Annotated in this window: 8 protein-coding genes; all 8 read right to left on the reverse strand. The window is 37.0% G+C overall.

Annotated features, from left to right (window positions below):
* Positions 1-451, reverse strand: a 451-nt coding sequence (locus AC1DOS_RS15830) for a dihydrofolate reductase (RefSeq protein ID WP_477538274.1), incomplete at its 3' end; no start/stop codon positions are given.
* A 15-nt stretch (positions 452-466) separates the two neighbouring features.
* Complete coding sequence (locus AC1DOS_RS15835) at positions 467-1,411, reverse strand: thymidylate synthase (RefSeq protein ID WP_477538275.1); 945 nt, start codon at positions 1,409-1,411, stop codon at positions 467-469.
* 71 nt (positions 1,412-1,482) lie between these two features.
* Positions 1,483-2,061, reverse strand: a complete 579-nt coding sequence (locus AC1DOS_RS15840) for a YpjP family protein (protein ID WP_477538276.1) — start codon at positions 2,059-2,061, stop codon at positions 1,483-1,485.
* A 242-nt stretch (positions 2,062-2,303) separates the two neighbouring features.
* The gene (locus AC1DOS_RS15845) at positions 2,304-3,095 is read right to left on the reverse strand and encodes a class I SAM-dependent methyltransferase (RefSeq protein WP_477538277.1); all 792 of its coding nucleotides are present in this window, start codon (positions 3,093-3,095) and stop codon (positions 2,304-2,306) included.
* Positions 3,095-3,529 carry a BrxA/BrxB family bacilliredoxin gene (locus AC1DOS_RS15850; protein ID WP_477538278.1) on the reverse strand — a complete coding sequence of 145 codons (435 nt, stop codon included), beginning with the start codon at positions 3,527-3,529 and terminating at the stop codon, positions 3,095-3,097. Before AC1DOS_RS15850 ends, AC1DOS_RS15845 begins: the two co-directional genes overlap by 1 nt.
* Positions 3,530-4,619: 1,090 nt before the next feature.
* Positions 4,620-5,735 (reverse strand): conserved virulence factor C family protein, encoded by a 1,116-nt coding sequence (locus AC1DOS_RS15855; RefSeq protein WP_477538279.1) that lies wholly within the window; start codon positions 5,733-5,735, stop codon positions 4,620-4,622.
* Positions 5,736-5,764: 29 nt separating this feature from the next.
* Complete coding sequence (locus tag AC1DOS_RS15860) at positions 5,765-7,642, reverse strand: ABC-F family ATP-binding cassette domain-containing protein (protein ID WP_477538280.1); 1,878 nt, start codon at positions 7,640-7,642, stop codon at positions 5,765-5,767.
* Positions 7,639-8,040 (reverse strand): HD domain-containing protein (locus AC1DOS_RS15865; RefSeq protein WP_477538281.1); only part of this gene is annotated, 402 nt, incomplete at its 5' end. The genes AC1DOS_RS15860 and AC1DOS_RS15865, both read right to left, overlap by 4 nt.

Below are 8,040 nucleotides of genomic sequence, written 5' to 3' on the forward strand. Positions count from 1 at the left end.
ATTTTATCCCGCTATCAGTAGTATGTTGCTCTGAAGTAGAAATGGCTTCCCATTCTTGTTCATAAGAAGGGAAGAATGTATCGCCTTCAAACTCGTGTTCAATAAGTGTGATATACAAAAGATCAGCGTACGGTAAGACTTCTTTAAATATTTGTTCTCCACCAATAATCATTACTTCTTCATGGTGGTTATTAGCAGCCTCAATGGCCTCTTCAATCGAGTGAACAACTGTCACTCCTTCAACTTTATATGAGGTATTTCGTGTAATCACGATATTTAAACGACCTGGCAAAGGTCGACCGATTGATTCAAATGTACTACGCCCCATAACAATGGCTTTTCCCATCGTTTTTTCTTTAAAATAGGCAAGTTCGTTAGGAATATGCCAAGGCATTTTATTGTTCTGTCCAATGACACGATTAAGATCATGGACTACTATTAATGAAATCATAATTCTCCCTACTTTCTATACTGCGATTGGTGCTTTAATTCTTGGGTGCGGTTCGTAGCCTTCTACAGTTATATCACTTGTTTCTAATTCAAAAATAGACTTCTTATCATCAGAAATTGTCAGTTTTGGAAGTTCACGTGGTTGTCGTGATAGCTGTTCATTCACTTGGTCCATATGGTTCGAATAGATATGTGCATCACCCAAAGTATGCACAAAATCGCCTACTTCTAATTGACACTCTTTTGCAATTAAATGAGTTAATAAGGCATACGACGCGATATTAAAAGGAACACCGAGAAAAACATCTGCACTGCGTTGGTACAATTGACAAGATAATTTTCCATCAGCTACATAAAATTGAAAAAAAGTATGGCATGGCGGAAGTGCCATTTGATCTACTTCTGATGGGTTCCAAGCCGTCACTATATGTCTTCTTGAATCTGGATTATGTTTAATGGATTCAATCACGTTTTTCAATTGATCAATCGATTGACCGTCCTTTGAGGGCCAAGACCGCCACTGTCGACCATAAACCGGACCTAAATCTCCGTATTCTTCAGCAAATTTAATATCTGATAAGATTTTTTCTCTAAAAATAGTCATTTGTTGATCCACGATTTGTTGAAATTTCTCATCTTGTGCAGCACGTCGTCCAAAGTCCGTCATATCAGGACCATCATAGTCTTCACTTTTTACCCATTTTTCAAAAGCCCATTCATCCCATATATGATTACGTTCTGCTATTAACGTTTTAACATTCGTATCACCTTTAATAAACCAGAGTAATTCTGAAGTAATAAGTCGCATTGCCGTATTTTTAGTGGTCACTAAAGGAAACCCTTTACGTAAATCAAATCGCATTTGATAGCCAAAAATACTTTTCGTACCAGTTCCTGTACGGTCGCTTTTCACCGTTCCATCAGCTAATATAGATTGGCATAATTGTAAATATTGTTCCATATAGAAATCCCCCTATTAATATACATGTAAAAAACCTTCTTCAAGTATACTTGAAAAAGGTTTTTTGTGTGTTAAGAAAGCCATTTTGGTGGCATGTTTTTTGACCAATAAATATCACCTAAAGTATAGTGCTTGGCAAACGTGTCTGAAGCTGTGTGGTAATGAAAATTAAAGTAATAACCATCTTGCGGCTTACGATCCGTTCTTACATGGAATCGAATAATATCAGAACCAGTTACTGTTTCATAAATATGAAAAATCTTTTCACTATGATCCCCTGAAGGATTCTCAGTTATTGCTAATGATTTAAGAGATTCGTTGTCCATATCAAACAATGTTAGTTGAATAGCTTCTTGAATTTTAGGGAAAATGATTTCGTCAAACTCATTTGTTATGACAGGTCCAATTCGAGATCCGAACTTTAATAATGACTGTTCTTTAGCTTGCGCAATGGCATCTTCAATAAATGTCGAGGGTTGATCATCAACCCACTCAACCGCGTATGTATTTTGCGTATTTTGTGTAGAAATCGTTTTCTGGTTTGCCTTGTCTTCTAGTAAGTTTTCCCAAATAGTATGATTGGGAGAGATTACACCAAAGGTTAATAGAGCGACCGCAACGACTAATGTTTTCTGAATCCAACTTTTCATAAATTCACCTACAATTTTGTACGATTTTTAACAACTTATTTTATCTATTACGAATTCAAGCACGAAAAGGTTTCATCTTTTATCTATTCATTGTACAATAAAAAGGTAGAAACAGCTTCGTTTTTTTAAGTAGGAGGAATTATTATGGACATGCATACACTTATTGGAATTGGTTTCTTATTATTACTAGGTTATTTGACTTCATTAAACTTTACAGACTGAACGAAAAAAGCTGCTTTCCATTATGGAGAGCAGCTTTTTTCTATGAAACCATAATGAAATTTAGTGTTCGGACGAATAATTTGTTGAAAGCCAAATTGTTCAAACCAAGGCGATTTGAAATGAGCTTTTAATACAACTCGTTTTTTCGCCACACGCTTCGCCTCATCCACCCATGCACTGGTTAATGCATCTTGAACTCCTAAAGATCGTAATGGATTAATATTTACAGACGCTGAAATTGATGTTTCAAACATTGGATCCATATAGATCACGTCAACTGATCCGTCATCTAAAGTATTCAAATACGAAACAGCATCATTAGAAACGACTTGAATTCGTTTCATGTATGCTTGGAAATCAACATAATCCGTTCGTCCATTTTGAAATGCTTCTTGCAATATAAAGGCCAGAATAGGATTGGCTTCACATCCCGTTATGCTACCTGATTCTCCTACTCCAAAGGCAGCAACTAAACTATCCGATGCGTATCCTAGCGTACAATCTAAAAACGAATCGCCATTTTGTAATTGACACACCTCAAGTAATGGATCCCTTTCCCCTCTCTCTACCCTCTTCAAACGGAACATCGCTGAACTAGGATGATAAAAGAAAGGTTCTGTTGAGTTTTGCCCGTAATACTCCCAGCGGCTTTTTGAAGCCACTAGAACATCACTTTGATAGTGTTGTTGTAATTGTGTGACCGTTCTCTTTTGGCGGTCGATATACGGCAAGTCCAATTGTTCCGCTGCATTCTTTGCTAATTGCTTTGTAAAATCAGTTGGTCTCCCAGCTGTGGTGACAATGGTTTTCATTATGCTGTTACTTGATTTAGTACTTCAACTAAATGGTCTTTAATTTGTTCCATTGGGAAGCCTTCAATCTGTTCACGTGGAATGAAGTATGCCAGTTTGCCATCTTTTACAATTGCAATAGACGGTGAACTTGGTGGTACTTCTTCAAAATACGATCGCATTTGATATGTTGCTTCTTGATCTTGACCAGCAAATACCGTTACTAAGTGTTCTGGTTTGTTGGTGACTTCCGTAAGCGCTTCAGCAACTGCTGGACGTGCTAAACCAGCTGCACAACCACAAACTGAATTTATTACGACTAGAGAGGTACCGGTAGCTTGTGTCATATGTTCGTTTACCATTTCTGCGTTGGTTAATTCGGTAAAGCCTACATTTAATAGTTCGGCTCTCATTGGTTTTACTATTTCTTTCATGTACTCATCGTATGCATTCATGTGTTTTCCTTCTTTCATTTTCTACTTTGCTTGATATATATGCCTTTTCATTCTCTATCATAACTTGTATTTAATATCTTTTCACGTAATGATGATATTTTTATTAGTTGATCAATACTTAAAGGAAATAAAAGGGATTCCCATTTCTCTTAAGCAAGGAGGGTTTCAGTCCGCTTAGGACGAATTATCTGCTGAATCTTAGTCTAGAGGATAAAGAGTTGGKCTTGTGACTKYGTCACTCGCCCAACTCTCTTTTTTTAKATCATCTTGCSGCGKGTATGCAYCMTTCGCTCCCTTGMAACCTGGATGCACATGTTTACGGTCGTATGGTTTACTAGAGAATAAGATTCTTCCTTTAGGTAGATATTCGGCCGAAGATGATATTTCGGCCTTTTTATGCTTAATTTATTTTCAAGATTTAAGTAAACATTCACTTTATAGAAAAACAAAATAGCAACTCTTAATAGGACCAATCTCCAAAATAAAGAAATGCGGTAGCAGCCGAAATGGCTTCTTCGGCTGCTTGGTTCATTGAAGAAAGTGACGATTCTCTAGTAAAACAGAATAGAAAAACACTTTTCCCCTAAGGTTGTAGGGGAGCGACGAAAGAAGCCAAGCCGCAAGATTACCTGTAATAGTAATAAGAAGGTGATGTGACTTCGTCACATCACCCCTTGCTTATTCTTTAGGTAAAGGTGCAGAATGGTGCTTTCCAAAGCTCCTCGGAAACCTGAGTGTTAATTGTTGGGAGTAACACTTTATCTTTCAAACAGCAGCGCAGCGAAAACAAAACCTTTCATAAGTCCTTAGATAGGAGCATTGGGAGCCCTTACGCTAAGCTGCATTGGTTCTCTATTGGTGTTGGTTAGTGTTTCAATAAGTCATCTTGGGCAAAGACGATTTTGAGCGATAAACCACTCAATGAGGGTGATAAATTTTTCAAAATCGAAATTAATCCTCAAAAGCTGTCTCATTAGCCAAGTTGACCAGTTTGATACAACCAAATCGCAAGTTTATGAAATCTCCACTATTCAATCATCATAAAAAAGGTAGTGAAAGTGTCCGCATCACTTTTCACTACCTTTTTATATTAATTTCTTGATTCAGTCATTTGTTTCCATACTGACCCTTTTGCTTCTTCGCCTTGCTCGATTCGGGCAATGGCCATGTTGACTTGTAATTTCACTTCGAATTCTGCATCTTCTTTTGCTTGATGAAGAGCAGGAAGTGATTTTTCAGTACCTGATTCATATAAGAACATTGCTGCTCTCCACCGAACCAGTTTGTTTTTATCGCCTAAAGCTGTTTGCATGGCATCTTCAAATTGTGAGAATCCAAGATCGCTCATACAGTCTCCCGCCGTCCGTCTCACTGAAGGACTTTTGTCTAGCAATGCTTTTTCCATAAAAGGAATTACACTTTCATCATTAATCATCCCCAGGTAAACAGTTGCTAGACGACGAATGGACATTTGTTCATCTGACAAAGCTTGATCAAGTAAAGGATAGTCGTCTACAGACGGATCTGCCAGTTGATCAAGTAATTGGAATCGTTCTTGCCATTGATCTAGATGGAAATCTTCTAAGGATACTTGACGACCTCGAGCAATGCTTTCATTTTTAGGACTTTTCGCTTCTTCAATTAATTGTTGTAATCGTGAATCTGGGTAGGTTGCTTCAATTTCTTCTCTGATTTGTTCAGCTATGTCTTTTTTCTCACCGTAACGCACACCAAAATCTGCCCATTTGCGCTGCAAGATGTAGTTTTCGTCTCGTTCTTTCATACTTGTATTCATCGCTTCAACAAAGCGAGGAGAAAGGGGAATACGTTCTTCAGAAGTTTGGTCGAATACTTTGACTTGAAGTGGAATACCTTTTATTTGTTGGACATGAACATTAACTTCACCGAAATGTTCATTAAATTGATTTTCACCGTCAACTGTCGCAAGATTCTCGCCGAAGACATTACGTACTTCAGATAAGATTTGTTCCCAGTCATTTTTAGCAAGTCGTTCAATCGCTAAAAAGTCTGCAACATGGTAAATTCCTTTGACACCTTGAATATTTAATATGGAAAGAATCTCTTTGGGAGCCTCTAAATTATCTTCTTTTTTATAATTAAAACTTTTCCCAAAAGGAAGTTCATGATCCACAATAACTTTCATTGTATTTGGACTTGGTGTTGGTTCAATTGTAAGTATTTTCACGCAATATCCCTCCTACTCATATTGTACCATTAGCCAATAATTTCTTGTAGATATGTCCAGCGCTCAATTAATAGATTATATTGTTCGTTTAAAGATTCTAAGTGACTTGTAGCTTTTTGAAGTTTTTCAAAATCTGCACCGGCAGATTCGACATCTTTTTCAGCGACGATAATGGCACCTTCTACTTTTTCGATGTCCGCTTCAATCGTTTCCCATTCTTTTTGTTCTTTAAAAGATAATTTTTTCTTCGATTCTTTCGTTTTAACTGGTTCTGGTTGTTCTACTATGACTACTGGTTCAACTAGAATTTCTGGTGCTTGTTCAAGGAAGTCAGAATAAATCTCTTGTACTTCTCGTGTATTTCCTTTTCCATCAAGTACCCATAATTTTTTCGCGATACGATCTAGGAAAAAGCGATCATGAGAAATCGTAATTACAACCCCCGGGAATTGTTCAATGAAATCTTCTAGAAYTGATAATGTTTGAATGTCTAAATCATTTGTTGGCTCATCTAATAATAAAACGTTTGGTGATTCCATCAATAATTTCAATAAATGAAGTCTCTTACGTTCCCCACCCGATAATTTACCGATTGGAGTACCATGACCATTAAGTGGGAATAAAAATCTCTCAAGCATTTGTGCAGCTGATTGTCTTATACCGTCAGCTCCTTCAATATCATTTGAAGACTCTCTGACATATTCAATCATGCGTGTATTTGGATTCATTGGAGGTATGGTTTGCTCAAAATGGGCAATTTTAACGGTTTGACCAACACTCAATTCACCACTATCAGGCATGATTTTCTCAGCTAACATATTAATAAGAGTACTTTTACCAGCACCATTCGGTCCAACAATACCGATACGATCACCTGGTTGTAGTAGGAAAGAGAAATCTTTAATGATTTGTTTGTTTTCATATGCTTTTGATAAATCAATTCCTTCAAGCACTTTTTTCCCTAGACGAGTTGTAGCTAGTTTCATGTCTAGAGATGTATTGTCATTGTTGCGTTCCATTTGTTCATCCAATTTATCAAAACGTTGGATACGAGCTTTTTGTTTAGTTGTTCTTGCCTTGGCACCACGACGAATCCATTTTAACTCTGAACGGAAACGGTTTTGTAGTTTTAACTGAGAAGAAGCAGCCATATCTTCACGGATTGCTCTTGCTTCTAAATAATCTCCATAATTTCCACGATGTGTGTACATGGTTTGGTCAGCAATTTCATAGATATGTGTAGATACGCCATCTAAAAAGTAGCGATCATGGGTTACGAAAATAATTGCACTCGATAGACGCGCTAAACTTTCTTGTAACCATTTTGATGATTGAACATCTAGATGGTTAGTAGGCTCATCCAGTAATATTAAATCTGCTGGTTCCACTAACACTTTTGCTAATGCAACACGTTTAAGTTGTCCGCCAGAAAGTTCGTTCACTTTGCGGTCGAACATATCTATTCCAAGGTTTTGTAAGGCAGTCTTAGCCATCGCATTAATATCCCAAGCATTATTTAGATCCATTTGAGATTGGATTTCCATATACGCATCTTGATATTCAACAGAAGAGGAATCTTCATTTAATTTATCTAAAGCATCTTCATACTTTCGATTAGTTACTAAGGCGGGCGAGTCTCCACTAAATACAGCTTGAAGTACGGTTAAATCGTCATCAAACTGAGGATCTTGCTCTAAAAATGCAATTCGGTATTGATTGGGATGGTCCATTGATAAACTGTCTGCTTCAATTTGTTTCGAAATGATTGATAGGAATGTCGATTTTCCTGTTCCATTGACACCAATTAAGCCTGCTCGTTCACCAGCATAAATTGTAAAATCGATGTTTTCAAATAATGTCTTTTCCCCTACAGTTTTTGTTAAATTTGAAACTATTAAATGGCTCATAATTTTTCACTCGTTTCTATTTTCAGTTGGTCAATAAATGTCAACATAAATTCATGTCTTTGTAGTGCTAATTTTTTCCCTGTCTCGGTCATCATTAAATCTTTTAACAGTAATAATTTTTCATAAAAATGTGTCACGGATGAAGTTTCTTTTGTACGGTATTCTTGTTCAGACATGTTTACTCTTGCTGATTCCGACCAATCATATAGTTTTCGTCCCTTTGCACCGCCAAAGGCAAATGTACGAGCGATTCCGACTGCACCAATTGCATCCAATCTATCTGCATCTCGAACAATTTTTGCTTCGATAGTCTGTGCTTCTTTTTCATGTCCACCACTAAAAGATACTGATTCAATAATGTCGACAATCCATTGTCTATCAGATGGAGTTAACTGCAG

The sequence above is a fragment of the Paenisporosarcina sp. P5_A11 genome (genome assembly GCF_056400705.1).